This is a genomic window from Rhizobium sp. BK376 (assembly GCF_004341625.1).
In the GTDB taxonomy this organism is placed as follows: Bacteria; Pseudomonadota; Alphaproteobacteria; order Rhizobiales; family Rhizobiaceae; genus Rhizobium.
Genome location: NZ_SLZG01000010.1, coordinates 160,051 through 174,475 on the forward strand (window position 1 = coordinate 160,051; position 14,425 = coordinate 174,475).

The window sequence follows — 14,425 nt, forward strand, 5'->3', positions numbered from 1 at the left end:
CTCTCGGCTGCAACGGTTCAGTGGAGCCAGCCTCAGCCGGCGAGCAGTTCCTGCATGGCAGCGCCGAAGCGTTTGGCGATCGCCTCGCGCTTCACATGCCGCCCGCGCTCGACCTGCTTGCGCCCGAGCGCCCAGACGCAATCGACGGAAACGCCGCCGGCAAAGATCCACTGGTCGAGAAGTTGATCGTCAGCGAGATAGGGAACCGCGGACGCGTCGAGCGACACCATATCGGCGAAACCTCCCTCGGCAAGACCGGACCCGGCCCTCAGCGCAGTACCGCCACCGGCCAGCGCGCCCTCGAAGAGCGAGCGAGCCGTGGAGCCGCCCGTTTCGGCAATGACGTTGCGGGCGCGCAGGCCAAGGCGCTGCGAATATTCGAGCTGGCGTAGCTCTTCGGGGATCGAAATCAGGATATTCGAATCGGAACCGATGCCAAAGCGACCACCCTCGCCAAGGAAGTGCGGTGCGGGAAAGATCCCATCGCCAAGATTGGCCTCGGTTATCGGGCATAGGCCGGCAATCGCACCGCTCCGCGCCATGCCGCGCGTTTCCGCATCCGTCATATGGGTCGCATGGATCAGACACCAGCGATCATTGACCGGTGCGTGGTCGAGCAACCATTCGACCGGCCGCTGCCCGGACCATGCGACGCAATCGTCAACTTCTTTCGTCTGCTCTGCCACGTGGATATGGATCGGCCCTTCACCAGCGGACCCAACAGCTGCAGCCAGTTCCTCCGGCGTGACGGCACGCAGGCTATGTGGCGCGATACCGAGTTCCGCCCCCGGCAGGCGTGCGACCACCGTTTGGCAGCCGGCCATCAGGGCCTGGAAACTATCGAGCGAATTGATGAAGCGTCGCTGTCCTTCGATCGGAGCCGTCCCGCCGAAGCCGGAATGAGCGTAGAGCACGGGCAGGAGCGTCAGGCCGATGCCGGTCTCAAGGCTTGCCGCCCCGATGCGCTCCGCCAGCTCGGCGATATTGGCATAGTGGCTGCCATCCTTGTCGTGATGCAGGTAATGGAACTCGCCGACGCGAGAGAACCCCGCCTCCAGCATTTCCATATAGAGCTGTGCTGCCACCGCCTCGACATGTTCAGGCGTCATCGACAGCGCGAATTTGTACATGACCGTCCGCCAGCTCCAGAAGCTGTCGTTGGCGGGGCCGCGCACTTCCGCGAGGCCCGCCATGGCGCGCTGGAAGGCATGACTGTGCAGGTTCGGCATGCCGGGCACGATAACCCCATGGCGCTCGTCCCCGGCTTCCGGCGCGGCACCGATTTCGATCGAAGCAATCCGGCCATCGGCCAAGGTCAACCGCACGTTTTTCTGCCAGCCGTTCGTCAACAGCGCTGATTCCGCATGAAGTCTGGTCATGGCCTCTTCCCTTCTTTTCTGGCCTTCTTTTCTGGCAGTGCGCATCTTTCTTTTCCAACAGAAGCGCACAAATTCCCACTTGTCACCTTTTCCATTATGTATATACATGATGCCCAATAAAGAAAGGCGCAAAGCTGATGAGTGGGAACAGTTTTTTGGCGCGCAGCTCGGACATCGAGGCCCGTCCGCGCCTCTGGCGCAACGTGCGCCTGGCGACGCTCGCCGCAGATCAGGCCGGGTTGGGCATCATCGAAAAAGGCGCGCTCGTCACCGAGGGCGGTCGGATCAGTTTCGTCGGCGCGGAGAGCGATCTTCCCGTGGCTGCGATCGAGAAGGCGGAGATTGTCGATCTCGAAGGCCGCTGGGTCACACCCGGCCTCGTCGATTGCCACACCCACATCGTCTATGGCGGCAACCGCGCCCGTGAATTCGAGATGCGGCTGGAAGGCGCGACCTACGAGGAAATTGCACGCGCCGGCGGAGGCATCGTGTCCTCCGTGAAGGCGACCAACGCGCTTTCCGTCGGCGGTCTTGTCGAAGCAGCCCTACCGCGCCTCGACACCTTGCTCTCCGAGGGAGTGACGACGATCGAGATCAAGTCGGGCTACGGACTGAACGTCGAAGCCGAGCTGAAGATGCTTCAGGCGGCCCGCGCGCTCGAAACAATTCGCCCAGTCCGCGTCCTGACCTCCTATCTCGGCGCCCATGCGACGCCGGTCGAATACAAGGGCCGCAACAACGAATATATAAGCGATGTCGTTCTGCCCGGACTTGAGCAGGCGCATGCGGAAGGGCTCGTCGACGCCGTCGACGGCTTTTGCGAGGGCATCGCCTTCTCCACTGACGAAATCGCCCGCGTGTTCGATAAGGCAAAGGCGCTGGGCATCCCGGTAAAGCTTCACGCCGAGCAACTCTCCGATCTCGGCGGAGCCAAACTCGCTGCCTCCTATGGGGCGCTGTCCGCCGACCATCTCGAATATCTCGATGAAGACGGCGCCCGCGCCATGGCTGCGGCCGGTACCGTTGCGGTCCTGCTGCCGGGTGCCTTCTACGCCATTCAGGAAAAGCAGAAGCCGCCGGTCAGGGCGCTCCGCGACGCCGGCGCCCATATCGCTATCGCCACCGACTGCAATCCCGGCACCTCGCCGCTGACCTCGCTGCTTCTGACCATGAACATGTCGGCCACGCTCTTCGGCCTGACCGTCGAGGAATGTATCGCCGGCGCCACACGCGAAGGTGCACTCGCCCTTGGTCTGCTCGACGAAACCGGCACGCTGGCGGTCGGCAAATCCGCTGATCTGGCGATCTGGAATGTCGAGAGCCTGGCCGAACTGGTCTACCGCATCGGCTTCAATCCACTCCATGCACGTGTCTTCAAGGGCGAAAGGATCGACCGATGACCATCACGCTTCATCCCGGCTCCGTCTCGCTGAGCGAACTTTCCGCAATCTATTGGAGCGGCGAACCGGCAAGGCTCGATCCGTCTTTTGACGCCGGCATTGCAAAAGCCGCGGCACGCATCGCCGAGATCGCCGCCGGCAATGCACCGGTCTACGGCATCAACACCGGCTTCGGCAAACTCGCGTCGATCAAGATCGACAGCGCCGATGTCGCCACCCTGCAGCGCAATCTGATCCTGTCGCATTGTTGCGGCGTTGGCCAGCCGCTGCCGGAAAACGTCGTGCGCCTGATCATGGCCTTGAAGCTGGTCTCACTCGGCCGCGGCGCCTCGGGCGTCCGGCTTGATCTCGTTCGGCTGATCGAGGGCATGCTCGAAAAGGGCGTCATCCCCGTCATCCCAGAAAAGGGATCGGTTGGAGCCTCCGGCGATCTCGCTCCACTTGCGCATCTGGCCGTCGTCATGATGGGAGAAGGCGAGGCCTTTTTCGCCGGCCAGCGGATGGATGGCGCTGCGGCACTTGATAAGGCCGGCCTCAAGCCAGTCGTACTTGCGGCCAAGGAAGGCCTTGCGCTGATCAATGGCACACAGGTTTCGACAGCGTTGGCGCTTGCCGGGCTCTTCCGCGCCCACCGTGCGGCCCAGGCCGCGCTGATAACAGGCGCCATGTCGACAGATGCGGCCATGGGATCATCCGCTCCCTTCCATCCAGACATACACACGCTGCGTGGCCATCGCGGCCAGATCGATACGGCAGCTGCCCTGCGCGCTCTCCTCGACAATTCCGTGATCCGCCAGAGCCATATCGAGGGCGACGAGCGGGTGCAGGACCCCTATTGCATCCGCTGCCAGCCGCAGGTCGATGGCGCCTGCCTGGATCTCCTGCGTTCCGTGGCCCGCACCCTCGAGATCGAGGCCAATGCGGTCACCGACAACCCGCTGGTTCTCTCCGATAATTCCGTCGTGTCGGGCGGCAATTTCCACGCCGAGCCGGTCGCTTTTGCCGCCGATCAGATCGCGCTCGCCGTGTGCGAGATCGGGGCGATCGCGCAGCGACGTATCGCGCTGCTCGTCGATCCGGCCCTCTCCTATGGCCTGCCGGCCTTTCTCGCCAAGAAGCCGGGCCTGAACTCTGGCCTCATGATCGCCGAAGTGACTTCGGCGGCGCTGATGAGCGAGAACAAGCAGATGTCGCACCCGGCCTCTGTCGATTCGACGCCGACCTCGGCCAACCAGGAAGACCACGTCTCCATGGCCTGCCACGGCGCCCGCCGCCTGCTCGGCATGACCGACAATCTCTTCGGCATCATCGGCATCGAGGCGCTGACGGCGGCACAGGGTGTGGAACTGCGCAGCCCGCTAGCCACCAGCCCGGAACTGCAGAAGGCGATTTCGACCATCCGCGCCGCAGTCCCTTCGCTCGAAGAAGACCGCTACATGGCGACCGACCTCAGGGCCGCAGGCGATCTCGTCGCAACAGCCGCCCTCAACCTTTCCGTTTCCGCAGGTATCCTGCCCTCTCTGGAGATCTGACATGACCAGCAACCCACGCCACAACATCCGCGAAATCCGTGCCCCGCGCGGCGACCAACTGAACGCCAAGAGTTGGATGACAGAAGCGCCGCTGCGCATGCTGATGAACAATCTCGACCCCGATGTGGCGGAAAATCCGAACGAACTGGTCGTCTACGGCGGCATCGGCCGCGCCGCCCGCACCTGGGCCGATTTCGACCAGATTGCCGAAACGCTGAAGACGCTGACGGAAGAAGAGACCCTGTTGGTTCAATCGGGCAAGCCGGTCGGCGTATTCCGCACCCACAAGGACGCGCCGCGCGTCCTGATTGCCAATTCCAACCTCGTGCCGCACTGGGCGACCTGGGATCATTTCAACGAGCTCGATAAGAAGGGTCTTGCCATGTACGGCCAGATGACGGCCGGCTCGTGGATCTATATCGGCACGCAGGGCATCGTCCAGGGCACTTACGAAACCTTCGTCGAAGCCGGTCGTCAGCACTACAGTGGCGACCTTAGGGGCAAGTGGATCCTGACCGGCGGCCTCGGCGGCATGGGCGGCGCGCAGCCGCTGGCGGCCGTCATGGCCGGCGCCTGCTGCCTCGCCGTCGAAAGCGACGAGACCCGCATCGATTTCCGCATCCGCACCCGCTATGTCGACGAGAAGGCAAGGACGCTCGACGAAGCGCTAGCGCTGATCGACAAGTGGACCAAGGCCGGCGAAGCCAAGTCCGTCGGCCTGCTCGGCAACGCCGCCGAAATCTTCCCCGAGCTTGTGAAGCGGATGAAGGCCGGCGGCCCGCGCCCCGACATCGTCACCGATCAGACCTCGGCTCACGACCCGCGCAACGGCTACCTGCCGGCCGGCTGGACCGTTGCCGAGCACAAGGCCAAGCGCGAGAGCGACCCGAAGGCCGTCGAAGTTGCTGCCCGCGCCTCGATGAGGGCGCATGTGGAGGCAATGGTTGCCTTCTGGGATGCCGGCGTTCCGACACTCGACTACGGCAACAACATCCGCCAGGTCGCCAAGGATGAGGGTCTCGAAAACGCGTTCGCCTTCCCGGGCTTCGTGCCTGCCTATATTCGCCCGCTCTTCTGCCGCGGTATCGGCCCCTTCCGCTGGGCGGCTCTGTCGGGCGATCCGGAAGACATCTACAAGACCGACGCCAAGGTGAAAGAACTGTTGCCCGACAACAAGCACCTGCACAATTGGCTCGACATGGCCAGGGAGCGCATCGCCTTCCAGGGTCTGCCGGCGCGCATCTGCTGGGTCGGCCTCGGCGACCGCCACAAGCTCGGCCTCGCCTTCAATGAGATGGTGAAGAACGGCGAACTGAGGGCCCCTGTCGTCATCGGCCGCGACCACCTCGATTCCGGCTCGGTCGCCTCGCCGAACCGCGAGACGGAAGCGATGAAGGACGGCTCGGACGCCGTTTCCGACTGGCCGCTGCTGAACGCTCTGCTCAACACCGCATCGGGCGCCACCTGGGTGTCACTTCACCACGGCGGCGGCGTCGGCATGGGCTTCAGCCAACATTCCGGCATGGTCATCTGCGCTGACGGCACGGATGACGCGGCAAGGCGCTTGGAGCGCGTGCTCTGGAACGATCCGGCCACCGGCGTCATGCGCCACGCCGACGCGGGCTATGACATCGCCATCGAATGCGCCAAGGAAAAAGGCTTGCGGTTGCCCGGTATTCTCGGGAACTGATTGGATCGCCGATCAAATGAACTCAAAGACGCCGCCGAAAAGAACGGCGGCGTTCTAGAAGTCCCATGGCGAAATTAATTCGACGCCCGTAGTACTAAAGTCGCTGAGGTTACGGGTCGCAAGTTTGCCTCCGTTTACCAGCGCTATCGCGGCGATCATGCCATCAGGCACGGACATCACACGCCCCTGGCGTGCCGCGGATCCCATGATTTCGCCGTAGGCAAGAGCGGCCTCTTCCGTCAATCCGAATATCCGGTCTGCAAAACGTCTGCGCCATTCGTAAAGACCTTGCTCCAGACGATCCGCCCGTTGATCGGGCCTAATTTTTTGAATGCCGAAAGCAACTTCAGCAATTGTCACAGTCGACAACGCGAGTTCGGCGTCGTAGCGCGTAAGCCATGCGACAACAGCTTCGTCGGGATATCTCTTCAATGTTTCCGAGACGACATTCGTATCGAGCAGGATCAAAGGTCGATACCCTTGTGAGGCTGGCGACCTTCTCGGATAACGTCTTCCAGATCGATATCTGTACCACTTTTTTCTGAAAGCCGACGATAGAAGGAAGACGCAGGCTCACGCCCAGTTTCCCGGATATCGTAGGCCTCCAATGCCCTCTCAACGATCTCCGCGATCGAACGATTTTCTCGGCGAGCAAGGCGATGGGCGAGATCACGCGCCTTAGCACTTCTGACTGAGAGTTGAGGTTCAACCATCGGAATCTCCTTTGCAGCAAATATAGACCCCGAGAGGGTTGCCATCAAGATGGCAGCTGATGGCTAGCCATCCAGCGGTTCCGGTTGCCAACCATCATGCTGCCAACCGGATGACCCCTCTTACGCGGGCATCACTATCAGGCTGCTGCGATCATGGCCAACGACAAGTTCGATCGTCTGGCCCGCGACAACCTCAACCGGCTTGGGGAAGGTGTGCAGCACCTGGAGCCAGCCGCCGTCATGGTAATCGTCCGGATGGTTGCTGAAGGTGATATCGTCGATGAGGTCGATATGCATCCACTGCACGATACCGGTCGCCCGACCCGAAACGCTGACAGGCAGCCTTATCTTCCTGCTCGCCGCCGCATGTTTCGGCTGCGTAAGGTCGATGCTGACCAATTCGAAATCGTCCGATAGGCGCGTCCAGCCTGTCATGGTCCCGTGAAGGGGCAGGCGGTTCGGTGCCAAGGCATTGAAGCGGGAGACATCAAAGCCGGAGGCCGTCTGGACATGGGCATATTCGGCAAGGGTGTCGCTCGCGACAAGGCACCCGAGCGCCGTCGCCGCGCGCGGGATGATGATCGCATCGTCGCTGAGAAGCCTTGAATGCGCATCTTCGAACGTCGCTATGACATGCTCGGCCAGCAGGTCGCTTGAAAGAATCTCCGAGATCAGAATATCGGCGCGTCTCTCCATGTCCTTGCCGATCACCAGATCCTGCGATGTTTTCGCAGCGACACTGATCCTGTCCTCGAACCCGTTATCGGCAATGATCTCGGCAGCTGTCTTCGCAATGACGGGGACGGCTTCGCAGGTAGCGATATTCCTGGCACCAGCTCGGGCCGCCATCATCGAGAGCAGGCCGCTTCCCGAGCCGATATCCAGGATCTGAGCTTCAGCACCGCGCATTTCGATGGCGCGCTTGATCGCGGCCTCGAAGGCATCGTTTCTCGGCTGATCGTTCATCATCGCAATATGCCAGAAGGGCACGATCGCCGAAGACAGACGCCGGATCTGGTGCCGGACGTCGATATTGTCCGGCTGCAGTCGCAGAACCTGATGAAACATCTCCAATGCCTCATCCCGGCGACCGGCATCCGACATGGTCACAGCGAGATTGTTGAGAATCAGCGGATTGCCGGGCGATACCGAGAGCGCCAGCTTGTAGCAGGCAATGGCATCGGCCAATTGGCCGCGCTTGTGCAGAATGCCGCCCTTTTCGAGAAGGCCGACCAGATGGCCGGGCTTCAGGGTCAGCAAACTATCCCAATAGTAGAGTGCGAGCTCGTAATCGCCGCGCTTCGCGACGATGCCGGCCAAGAGCGGCAGGATATCCTCGGTGCGGTAGTCCCGGTTCAAGACCTGCACATAGTGCTTTTCCGCCGTCGGAAGATCCCCCGAAACGTGGGAACTCATAGCCTCATTCAAGGATTTGCGCGCAGCGAGGCTGTCGTCATTGTTTTCGATCGTCGACATTACGTCTCCCATGGTCGTTTCAGTGCACACGGCAATGGAGGTAACAACCGTGCCCCTCCCGAGGCTTGCGCCTTGTTCGGTGGCCGACTGATTTTCCGCCTACGATCTACATTGGAAATCCACCCCGTATGCCCCCTACGGCGCGGCGCAGCCGAACGTTACAAGGGCCAGAAAAATTTCAGCAAGGGTGCCAAATCACGCTTTGCTCAGCAGACGGTGCGAAACCGTTCGATGCATGTGGAAAGCACCTCATGGCCGGGCCTCTTCCACCAGTTCTGAGCCGAGAATATCTCGACCTCCTGAGCGCCGAAATATCCAGCCTTTTCAATGGCCTTGCGGATACGCTTCAGGTCGATGACACCGTCGCCCATCATGCCGCGGTCAAGCAGCAGGTCCCGGGTCGGCACGAGCCAGTCGCAGATATGGTGAGCCAGAATTCTATTCGACGTCCCTGCCCGCGCGATCTGATCTTCAAGCTCCGGATCCCACCACACGTGGTAGACATCGATCGCAACGCCAATGCCGTCGCCCAGGAGATCGCAGATGTCGAGGGCCTGCTCCAGCGTGTTCACGCAAGCCCGGTCGGCCGCATACATCGGATGCAACGGCTCGATCGCCAAGGGAATTCCGGCAGCCCGCGCATGCGGCAGGATTGCCTCGATGCCCTCGGCGACCATCTCACGAGCGCGGTGGATATCGCGCGAACCGGGGGGAAGCCCGCCGACGACGAGGACGAGACAGTCGGCGTTCAGTGCCGCGGCCTCATCGATTGCCCGCTTGTTATCATCGATGGCTGCCGCCCGTCCATCCGCGTCGGCGGGAAACATGCCTCCGCGGCAGAGGCCGGTCACACGGAGCCTGTTGTCCGCGACGATGCGCGCGGCTTCATCGAGACCGATCGCATGAACCTGGTCACGCCAGGGCGCAATTGCCGTGATGCCCTGTTTCAAGCAGGCCTCGACAGCCTCGCGCATGTTGTATTGTTCTCGCACGGTGGCGAGATTGATGGAAAGGCCTTCGACAGCCATTCTGCTTGTCCTCCCACCCAACCGCCGGCCCTCTCTGCCGGAAGCAGGTACTTAAATTCCAGCAGTCGCGAGTATCGTCTTCATCCGTGTTGCCGCCATATCAGGATCACGTAGGACGCGAGCCTTGTCGGCAAGGCGAAAGAGTTCCGAAAGATGCAGGATGGAGCGCGTGCTTTGCTGGCCGCCGAGCATATGAAAATGGTTCTGGAAGCCGTTCAGATAGGCGAGGAACACCACGCCGGTCTTGTAGAAACGCGTCGGCGCCTTGAAGAGATGCCTTGAGAGCGGGACGGTCGGCGCCAGGGCCGCATGAAACGAATCCATGTCGCCCTTGGCCAGTTTCTGCAATGCAACGCTGGCCGCCGGAGCGATCGCATCGAAAATGCCGAGAAGAGCGTGCGAATAGCCCTGCTCGTCGCCGGCGATCAGTTCGGCGTAGTTGAAATCGTCGCCGGTATACATCTTCACGCGCGGATCGAGACGTCGGCGCATCAGGATCTCCTTTTCCGCCGACAGCAGCGATATCTTCACGCCATCCACTTTGGCGGCATTGGCGTTGATGATGCCGACCGCCGTATCCATGGCCGCAAGATCGTCCTTGGAGCCCCAGTAGCCGCTGAGCGCCGGATCGAACATGTCGCCGAGCCAATGAATGATGACGGGCTCGCGCACCTGGGAGAGTATCCGGTCATAGACGCGGACATAGTCATCCGGTCCCTTGGCGGCAGCCGCCAGGGCGCGGCTTGCCATCAGGATGATCCGGCCGCCCTGCCCTTCGACAAAGGCGAATTGTTCCTCGTAGGCCCTGATGACGTCATCCACGCTGACGTCAGGACCGGATGCAAGGTGATCCGTACCCGCACCATAGGCAATCAAAGCGTCGGAACGGCCGCGTGCCGCCGACTGGGCATGGGTGATCAGCTCCTTTGCGCCGGCCCAATCGAGCCCCATCCCGCGTTGCGCCGTGTCCATGGCCTCGGCGACGCCGAGACCGAGGTCCCAGAGATATTCGCGAAACGCGATCGTGCGCTCCCAGTCGATGTTGTGATCAAGCCAGGGATCGTTGTCGGCCAGCGGGTCGACGACGACGTGTGCCGCGGCGAAGGCAACACGGTTGAAGCCGCGACCACCTCTCGTCCCCTCTTCGGGAATGAGCGGGGCGTTGGCGACCACATATTCTGCCAGCTTTCCGCCGGCCACAGGGAGATTGAGCGTCAGTGCCATCGTCTCTACGCCACCTTGCGCTCGGCATCGGAAAGGGAGGGCACGTCTACCCAGCGCCGCTCCTTCCAGCTCTTATGGGCAAGCTCGGCGAGCTGAACGCCCTTCGCACCTTCGCGCAGGGTGAATTTCCACGGCGCGTCCTCGACGACATAGCGCAGATAATCCTCCCATTGCGCCTTGAAGCCGTTATCGAAGGTCTGGGTTTCAGGCACTTCGTCCCAGGTATTGTAAAAGTCGATCGTCTGCGGCTGATCGGGGTTCCAGACAGGCTTCGGCGTATTGACGCGGTGCTGGGTCCAGCATTTCGTCAGGCCGGCAACGGCGGAACCATGCGTCCCATCCACCTGAAACGTCACCAGATCGTCGCGGCGTACGCGCACGGCCCAGGACGAATTGATATGGGCGACGATCCCGCCCTCAAGCTCGAAGGTGGAATAGGCGGCATCGTCGGCATCGGCGACATAGGTCTTGCCGCTCTCGTCGATACGGCTGGGAATATGCGTGACGCCATAGCAGCTGACGGCCTTGACCTCGCCGAAGAGATTGTCGAGCACATAGCGCCAATGCGGCAGCATATCGAGGATCATGCCGCCGCCGTCTGCTTTCCGGTAATTCCACGACGGCCGCTGCGCCTTGACGCCCCAGTCGCCCTCGAACACCCAATAGCCGAACTCACCGCGAACGGAGAGGATCTTGCCGAAGAAGCCGCTGTCGCGGAGGAGCGCGATCTTGCGCAGGCCGGGGAGGTAGAGCTTGTCCTGGACGACGCCATTCTTGACGCCGCGACGTTCCGCGAGGCTTGCGATGGATAGCGCCTCTTCCAGGGTCTCGGAGATCGGCTTTTCGCAATAGACGTGCTTTCCGGCCTCGATCGCCTTGGTCAGAAGGCCGATGCGCATCTGGGTCGAGCCGGCATCGAAGAAAATCGTGTCGTTGGGATTGGCAAGGGCGGCATCGAGATCGGTCGTCGTGCGGGTAACGCCGTGCTTACGGGCAATCTCCCCGATCTTGTCGGCATTGCGCCCGACGAGGATCGGATCGGGCATCAGCCGGTCACCGTTCGACAGCAGCAGGCCGCCCTGATCGCGGATTGCCAGAATGGAGCGAACCAGATGCTGGTTGTATCCCATGCGCCCGGTGATGCCGTGCATGATGATGCCGAGCGATTTTGCCACCATGATTATTCCTCCCAATAAATAACCAGATAGTTACATAACTGACATGCGTCATGAACCCTGTCAACCAGCTTCATCAATCGAAGGGAGGCTTGCCGGGATAGTCGATCGGGTGGAGGGCGACAGCCGATCAAGGCCGGAGATAGGCGAAGATGACCTCGACGATATGCTCGCCCCAGGCTTCGATCTCGGCCTTGTCGGACAGGTTTCGACGAAAAATTGTCGAGAGAGTCCAGCGGTTTGTCAGAAAGAACGAGCCGAGCGCGGCGATCGTCATATAGATCTTGACCGGATCGCAGCCGGGCCGGAAATCACCGCCGGCTTCCCCACGATCGAGCAGCCCGGATATCTCGGCGACCAACGGCGAATGCAGCTCGAAAATTCGCGCGGAGCGCTTCAGGAATTTTGCCTTGTGCAGGTTTTCCGTGCTGAGTATGCCGAGGAATTCCGGATGGGCAAGGAAATATTGCCATGTGAAAACAACCAGTTCGCGCATGCCGTCGCGTGGTGCGCGGTGGGAGAGGTCGAGCCTCGCCTCGGCCGAGCGGATGGCGATGTAGCTACCCTCGAGCACTGCGACATAGAGCGCATCCTTCCCACCAAAATAATGGTAGAGCATCCGCTTGTTGATGTTGGCCCGGGCGGCAATCGCATCGACACGGGCGCCGCCATAGCCGCGTTCCGCGAACTCCTTCGTTGCAGCAGCCAGGATGGCCGTGCTGGTGCGCTCCGCGTCCCGCAACCGCGGCTTCAGCGCCGACACTTCGCCCACAACCGTCTCCGCTGAGACAGGTTTTGTGGTCTTGCGTCGGGCTCCGGCGGTCTTGGCTTCGCTCATCATCATCCTCGGCTGCAATATTGGAGACCAAATGATCTCTTGTCTATCACAACTACCCGATCCGCAACCTGCTTGACAGTCCCCATGATGTCCCGCATCGGGGTAACTGGCCAGTTACGAAACGTAACTCATCCGAACGAATTACAAATGCAACCGGCGTGCGAACCGTGCGAGGTTGTTGGGCAGCGGACTGATGATGGGATGGATTTGACCGGCAAAGCCGCCATGGCATCGCCAGCGTGGCGATCTGTCATCGAGCAATCGTCTAGGACCTCAAGCTGGTCATCACTTCTCGGATCCGCAGCGACGCCCAACAGCGCCGCGGATCCGATGATAGCCTATCGAAATCAGATACTTGCGATCAACCCGCCGTCGATCCTGAGAACGCTGCCTGTCACATAGGATGCCTTGGTGCTTGCCAGGAAGGTGACGACGTCGCCATATTCCTGCGGGTCGCCGTAGCGGCCGACCGGGATCGACGCGGTGCTCTGTGCCGAGACATCTTCGACGGTACGGCCTTCGCGCTTCGCCTTCTGCTCGTCGAGGAAGGTGATGCGCCCGGTGGCGATACGGCCGGGCAGCACGATGTTCGCCGTAATGCCGTCACGGCCGACTTCCTGGGCCAGGGTCTTTGACCAGCCGAGCAGCGAGGTGCGTAGCGTGTTCGACATGCCGAGATTGGGGATCGGCGCGATGACGCCGGACGATGTGGAGGTGATGATACGGCCCCATTTCGCGGCTTTCATGCCGGGAAGGACATGGTCCGTAATCGCGATGACCGGCAACACCATCGAGTTGAAGAAACGCTGCCAGGTTTCCGCGTCCTGGCCGGCAACAGGGGTCGGCGGCGGACCGCCGGTATTGTTGACGAGCACGTTGACCGCGCCGAACGCATCCTCGACCGCCTTCAGCCGCGCGCCGATGACGGAGAGATCGGCGATATCCCATTCCAGCGTCATCGCCGTTCCGCCGGCGGCCTTGATGGCATCCGTCGTTGCCTGTGCCGCATCGCGGTTGATATCCGCGACCGCCACCTTGGCGCCCTCGCCTGCCAATGTGCGCGCTATCGCGCCGCCGAGGCCGCCGCCGGCGCCGAAGACCAGCGCCGTCTTGCCGTTCAGTCCAAGATCCATGATCGTGTTTCCTTTCATTGCCCGGCAGATGGCCGGTTTTCGTTGTTTCCGTACCGCTCAGCCGGCCATCCATCCGCCGTCGACCATCAGGTTGATGCCGGTGACGTAGCTCGCCATGTCGCTTCCCAGGAAAAGTGCGGCACCGGCGACATCGTCGGGCGCTCCGAGGCGCGGCCAGGGCGTGCGCCGGCGCGAATAGTCGAGCGAATCCGGATCGTTGGCGACGCCCGGCTTTCCCGTGATGATCTTGCCCGGCGCGATCGCGTTGCAGACGACGAGATCGTCCGCGTGATCGACCGCAATCTGGCGGGTCATCTGGACAATGCCGCCCTTGCTGACGCCATAGGGAAAATCCCCGGGGCAGGCGACCATGCCATGCTGCGAGGAAATATTGATGATCCGTCCACGCACATCGTTGACCGGTTCCTGCGTCAGGAACTGCTGCATCGCCCGCTTGCAGCAATAGAAGAAGCCGGTGAGATTGACACCGATGACCCGCGCCCATTGCTCCGGCGTCGTTTCGAGCAGATTGGTCGAGGTGTAGATGGCAGCGTTGTTGACCATAACGTCGAGCCGTCCAAAATGCTTGACGGTCTCGCTGACCAGCGCATCCACAGCATCCCAATCGGAAATATCGGTCGTGACAAAAAGAGCCTTGCCGCCGCCGGCACGGATCCGCTCGAGCGTGCTCTCACCGCCCTCGAGCGGCGTTTCGATCGTGTCGGCGATGACCACCGACGCTCCTTCGCCGGCATAGCGCAAGGCGATGGCGCGGCCGAGACCGGAGCTTGCGCCGGTGACGATGGCAATTTTGTTCTGCAGAATAGGCATGATGTT

At 61.6% G+C, this 14,425-nt stretch carries 13 protein-coding genes; 3 read left to right on the forward strand and 10 right to left on the reverse strand.

Annotated elements, in window-relative coordinates; translation table 11 throughout:
* Positions 1–32: 32 nt before the first annotated feature.
* Positions 33–1,379 carry a formimidoylglutamate deiminase gene (locus EV561_RS22375; RefSeq protein WP_132524545.1) on the reverse strand — a complete coding sequence of 449 codons (1,347 nt, stop codon included), beginning with the start codon at positions 1,377–1,379 and terminating at the stop codon, positions 33–35.
* Between the two features lie 137 nt (positions 1,380–1,516).
* Here EV561_RS22375 and hutI point away from each other — a divergent pair, with 137 nt between their 5' ends.
* Genes hutI through hutU form a run of 3 tightly spaced genes read left to right on the forward strand, consistent with a single transcriptional unit; the run spans position 1,517 to position 6,001 of the window.
* Complete coding sequence (gene hutI, locus EV561_RS22380; RefSeq protein WP_132524547.1) at positions 1,517–2,779, forward strand: imidazolonepropionase; 1,263 nt, start codon at positions 1,517–1,519, stop codon at positions 2,777–2,779.
* Positions 2,776–4,311: a histidine ammonia-lyase gene (hutH, locus tag EV561_RS22385; protein WP_132524549.1), complete on the forward strand. Its 1,536-nt coding sequence runs from the start codon at positions 2,776–2,778 to the stop codon at positions 4,309–4,311. Before hutI ends, hutH begins: the two co-directional genes overlap by 4 nt.
* Before the next feature lies 1 nt (position 4,312).
* A complete protein-coding gene (gene hutU, locus EV561_RS22390) occupies positions 4,313–6,001 on the forward strand; it encodes a urocanate hydratase (RefSeq protein WP_132524551.1) in 1,689 nt (562 codons plus the stop codon).
* Between the two features lie 54 nt (positions 6,002–6,055).
* On the opposite strand, the gene EV561_RS22395 is transcribed toward hutU, so the two are convergent.
* The 9 genes from EV561_RS22395 to EV561_RS22435 form a co-directional block, all read right to left on the reverse strand.
* Positions 6,056–6,469: a type II toxin-antitoxin system VapC family toxin gene (locus tag EV561_RS22395; protein WP_132524553.1), complete on the reverse strand. Its 414-nt coding sequence runs from the start codon at positions 6,467–6,469 to the stop codon at positions 6,056–6,058.
* Positions 6,466–6,714, reverse strand: coding sequence for a type II toxin-antitoxin system VapB family antitoxin (locus EV561_RS22400; RefSeq protein ID WP_132524555.1), 249 nt, complete (start codon positions 6,712–6,714; stop codon positions 6,466–6,468). Before EV561_RS22400 ends, EV561_RS22395 begins: the two co-directional genes overlap by 4 nt.
* 120 nt (positions 6,715–6,834) lie before the next feature.
* Complete coding sequence (locus EV561_RS22405; RefSeq protein WP_132524557.1) at positions 6,835–8,190, reverse strand: tetratricopeptide repeat protein; 1,356 nt, start codon at positions 8,188–8,190, stop codon at positions 6,835–6,837.
* Between the two features lie 206 nt (positions 8,191–8,396).
* A complete protein-coding gene (locus tag EV561_RS22410) occupies positions 8,397–9,218 on the reverse strand; it encodes a sugar phosphate isomerase/epimerase family protein (RefSeq protein ID WP_132524559.1) in 822 nt (273 codons plus the stop codon).
* Between the two features lie 51 nt (positions 9,219–9,269).
* Positions 9,270–10,442 (reverse strand): dihydrodipicolinate synthase family protein, encoded by a 1,173-nt coding sequence (locus tag EV561_RS22415; RefSeq protein WP_132524561.1) that lies wholly within the window; start codon positions 10,440–10,442, stop codon positions 9,270–9,272.
* Positions 10,443–10,447: 5 nt separating this feature from the next.
* Positions 10,448–11,620, reverse strand: a complete 1,173-nt coding sequence (locus tag EV561_RS22420; protein WP_132524563.1) for a Gfo/Idh/MocA family oxidoreductase — start codon at positions 11,618–11,620, stop codon at positions 10,448–10,450.
* Between the two features lie 127 nt (positions 11,621–11,747).
* On the reverse strand, positions 11,748–12,455 hold the full coding sequence (locus EV561_RS22425) for a TetR/AcrR family transcriptional regulator (protein ID WP_132524565.1): 708 nt from the start codon (positions 12,453–12,455) through the stop codon (positions 11,748–11,750).
* A gap of 347 nt (positions 12,456–12,802) precedes the next feature.
* The gene (locus EV561_RS22430; RefSeq protein WP_132524567.1) at positions 12,803–13,588 is read right to left on the reverse strand and encodes an SDR family oxidoreductase; all 786 of its coding nucleotides are present in this window, start codon (positions 13,586–13,588) and stop codon (positions 12,803–12,805) included.
* Between the two features lie 57 nt (positions 13,589–13,645).
* The gene (locus EV561_RS22435; RefSeq protein WP_132524569.1) at positions 13,646–14,419 is read right to left on the reverse strand and encodes a glucose 1-dehydrogenase; all 774 of its coding nucleotides are present in this window, start codon (positions 14,417–14,419) and stop codon (positions 13,646–13,648) included.
* Positions 14,420–14,425: the final 6 nt, after the last annotated feature.

Excerpts from the sequence above, each read along its gene's own strand:
- EV561_RS22410 (WP_132524559.1), bottom strand. The coding sequence starts at position 9,218 with ATGGCTGTCGAAGGCCTTTCCATCAATCTCGCCACCGTGCGAGAACAA.
- EV561_RS22435 (WP_132524569.1), bottom strand. The coding sequence starts at position 14,419 with ATGCCTATTCTGCAGAACAAAATTGCCATCGTCACCGGCGCAAGCTCC.
- EV561_RS22400 (WP_132524555.1), bottom strand. The coding sequence starts at position 6,714 with ATGGTTGAACCTCAACTCTCAGTCAGAAGTGCTAAGGCGCGTGATCTC.
- EV561_RS22425 (WP_132524565.1), bottom strand. The coding sequence starts at position 12,455 with ATGAGCGAAGCCAAGACCGCCGGAGCCCGACGCAAGACCACAAAACCT.
- hutU (WP_132524551.1), top strand. The coding sequence starts at position 4,313 with ATGACCAGCAACCCACGCCACAACATCCGCGAAATCCGTGCCCCGCGC.
- EV561_RS22375 (WP_132524545.1), bottom strand. The coding sequence starts at position 1,379 with ATGACCAGACTTCATGCGGAATCAGCGCTGTTGACGAACGGCTGGCAG.
- EV561_RS22405 (WP_132524557.1), bottom strand. The coding sequence starts at position 8,190 with ATGTCGACGATCGAAAACAATGACGACAGCCTCGCTGCGCGCAAATCC.
- hutI (WP_132524547.1), top strand. The coding sequence starts at position 1,517 with ATGAGTGGGAACAGTTTTTTGGCGCGCAGCTCGGACATCGAGGCCCGT.
- hutH (WP_132524549.1), top strand. The coding sequence starts at position 2,776 with ATGACCATCACGCTTCATCCCGGCTCCGTCTCGCTGAGCGAACTTTCC.
- EV561_RS22415 (WP_132524561.1), bottom strand. The coding sequence starts at position 10,442 with ATGGCACTGACGCTCAATCTCCCTGTGGCCGGCGGAAAGCTGGCAGAA.
- EV561_RS22420 (WP_132524563.1), bottom strand. The coding sequence starts at position 11,620 with ATGGTGGCAAAATCGCTCGGCATCATCATGCACGGCATCACCGGGCGC.
- EV561_RS22430 (WP_132524567.1), bottom strand. The coding sequence starts at position 13,588 with ATGGATCTTGGACTGAACGGCAAGACGGCGCTGGTCTTCGGCGCCGGC.